The organism is Sandarakinorhabdus rubra (genome assembly GCF_010994245.1).
GTDB classification, from domain to species: Bacteria; Pseudomonadota; Alphaproteobacteria; order Sphingomonadales; family Sphingomonadaceae; genus Sandarakinorhabdus; species Sandarakinorhabdus rubra.
Genome location: NZ_WMHO01000300.1, coordinates 1 through 2,464, shown reverse-complemented (window position 1 = coordinate 2,464; position 2,464 = coordinate 1). Strand labels below are relative to the sequence as shown.

Annotated in this window: 4 protein-coding genes; 3 read left to right on the top strand and 1 reads right to left on the bottom strand. The window is 69.9% G+C overall.

Going from position 1 to position 2,464, the window contains the following annotated elements; translation table 11 throughout:
- Positions 1–469, bottom strand: a 469-nt coding sequence (locus tag GJV64_RS13670) for a P1 family peptidase (protein ID WP_205599642.1), incomplete at its 3' end; no start/stop codon positions are given.
- A gap of 89 nt (positions 470–558) precedes the next feature.
- Here GJV64_RS13670 and GJV64_RS13665 point away from each other — a divergent pair.
- From GJV64_RS13665 to GJV64_RS15705, 3 genes are all read left to right on the top strand, one after another.
- Positions 559–1,656 (top strand): type III polyketide synthase, encoded by a 1,098-nt coding sequence (locus GJV64_RS13665; RefSeq protein ID WP_164157936.1) that lies wholly within the window; start codon positions 559–561, stop codon positions 1,654–1,656.
- Complete coding sequence (locus GJV64_RS13660) at positions 1,656–2,378, top strand: methyltransferase domain-containing protein (RefSeq protein ID WP_205599641.1); 723 nt, start codon at positions 1,656–1,658, stop codon at positions 2,376–2,378. The genes GJV64_RS13665 and GJV64_RS13660 overlap by 1 nt, the downstream gene beginning before the upstream one ends.
- Positions 2,366–2,464: FAD-dependent oxidoreductase (locus GJV64_RS15705; RefSeq protein WP_164157934.1), on the top strand; the 99-nt coding region annotated here is incomplete at its 3' end. The genes GJV64_RS13660 and GJV64_RS15705, both read left to right, overlap by 13 nt.

The window sequence follows — 2,464 nt, the reverse complement described above, 5'->3', positions numbered from 1 at the left end:
AACGGGCGCCGAAACCGGCGCCTAGCGGCCCGTGGCCATCGCTGCCCGGCAGCCCGGCGCGGGCAAGGGCCTCCCGCGCCAGCCGGCGATAGGGGGGCTCCATCGCCCAGTTCTTGTCGCCGCCGTTGGTGAGGTCGAACAATTTGGCGGCCGGCACCACCGGCACGGGCGGCAGGCCATCGCCCATCGGCAGGCCGCGCCCGGCGGCACTCAGCAGCAGCGCCAACTCGTCGCCGGCTGCCAGCCCGAACACCGATCCACCGGCCAGCGCCAGGCCATGTGCGCGTTCGACGAGGTTGATCGGGTTCAGCGCGTCGGTCTCGCGGGTGCCGGGGCCGCCGCCGCGCACCTCCACTGCCATCACCGCCGGCTGGTCCGGGATGATCAGGGTGACGCCGGTGCGCGCCACGCTGCAATGGGCATGGCCCACCGCGATGCCGGGAACCGCAGAGATGCCAGCCGCGTTCATGGCGCATCCATCGGCCGCAGTCATGGCTGTTGCAAGCCCCTGAAATGCAGCGCACGTTGCAATTGCCCCACCCGAAAGGAATATCTGCGATGCACGCCCCCGCAGTCGCGCACATCAACCGGATCGGCACGGCGTTGCCGCCCAACGATGTGCACGAGGCCTTCGTGGATTTCGTCGGCACGCTGATCCACGATCGGCGTGATCAGCTGCTTTTCAAGCGCCTCGTTGGCCGCAGCGCCATCGATCACCGCTGGAGCTTCTTCACGCCGGTGAAGGACCCCGACGGCTTCACCGCCGATGCCGAAGGCTTCTATCGCCCCGGCGGCTTTCCCACCACGCAGCAGCGCATGGCGCGCTTTGCCGCCACCGCGCCCGGGCTGGCCGAACAGGCGGTGGCCGGCCTCGCCCTGTCGGCGCGCGAGCTGAAGGGCATCACCCACCTGGTGGTGGCCAGCTGCACCGGCATGGTGGCGCCGGGGATCGACCAGATCCTTGTCCAGCGTCTCGGCCTGTCACCGGCGGTCGAGCGCACGCATGTTGGCTTCATGGGCTGTTATGCGGCGGTCAATGCGCTCAGGCTCGCCCATCATTTCGTCCGCTCCGATCCTTCGGCGCGGGTGCTGGTGGTGAACCTGGAACTGTGCACGCTGCACTTCCAGGAAACCGGCGACCTTGAATCGCTGCTTGCCATGCTGCTGTTCGGCGATGGCTGTGCCGCAGCCCTGGTGACCGCCGATCCCACCGGGCTTGCCCTCACCGATTTCCGCGCCGCCACCATCGCCGACAGCGCCGACGCCATCACCTGGAACATCGGGGACCAGGGTTTTGACATGCACCTGTCGGGCCGGGTGCCGCCGATCCTGCAGGCAGCGCTCGCAGGGCCGGCGGGCGCCGACCTGCTGCGCGGCCGGCAGCCAGACGAATTTGGCGTCTGGGCCGTGCACGGCGGCGGCCGCGCCATCCTTGATGCGGTGGAAACCGGGCTGGGGCTGGGGCAGGGCGCCCTCAACTGGTCACGCGAGGTGCTGCGCGAGTGTGGCAACATGTCGAGCGCCACCATCATGTTCGTGCTGCACCGGATCATGGCCGGGGTGGGAAGCAGCGTGCCGCGCGGCGTGCCCGGCTTTGGCGTCGCCTTTGGCCCCGGGCTGGCGGCGGAAAGCTTCCGCTTCGAAACGGTCGGCTGATGGCATCACTGCCGGCAGACTGGCCGCGCGCGCCGATCGATTTTCGCGTGCGCGCCGATCTGCCGGAAATCATGGACGATGATGGCCTCGATCCGGCCATTTATGCCGCGGTCATCGCCGATCTGGCGCGCGTCAACAGCCTCACCCGCGCCCGCCCGCCGACGCTGGCTTGGCTCAGGCGGCAGACTGTGGGCATGACGCGCTTCACCCTTGTCGATGTCGGCTTCGGCCATGGCGACATGCTGCGCGCTATCGCCGGCTGGGCGCAGCGCCACGGCATCGCCGCAGACCTGGTGGGTGTTGATCTCAACCCGCGCTCCGCCCCGGTGGCGGTAGCGGCGACCGATCCGGTGCTGGGCATCCGCTATGTGACCGGCCGCGCCGAGGCGCTGGATTTCGCGCCCGATTTCATCATCTCCAGCCTGGTGGCGCACCACATGCGCGATGCCGAACTGGTGGGCTTCCTGCGCTGGATGGACGGGGCGGCGCGCGCCGGCTGGCTGGTGAATGATCTGCACCGGCATCCGCTGGCCTGGGCCGGCTTTCGTGCGCTGGCGGCTGTGCTGGGCTGGCATCCGATTGTCGCCCATGATGGCGCTCTGTCGGTACGCCGCGCCTTCACCCGGGCGGACTGGACACGCCTGCTGGGTGCAGCCGGGGTGCAGGCGGACGTGCGCTGGCACCTGCCGTTCCGCTGGACGGTGGCCTCATGTCGCCGCTGATTATCGGCGGCGGGCTGGCCGGTGCGGCGGCCGCCATCGATCTGGCGCGCGCCGGCCATGCGCCGCTGCTGCTGGAGCGCGAGGCC

Excerpts from the sequence above, each read along its gene's own strand:
- GJV64_RS13665 (WP_164157936.1), top strand. The coding sequence starts at position 559 with ATGCACGCCCCCGCAGTCGCGCACATCAACCGGATCGGCACGGCGTTG.
- GJV64_RS13660 (WP_205599641.1), top strand. The coding sequence starts at position 1,656 with ATGGCATCACTGCCGGCAGACTGGCCGCGCGCGCCGATCGATTTTCGC.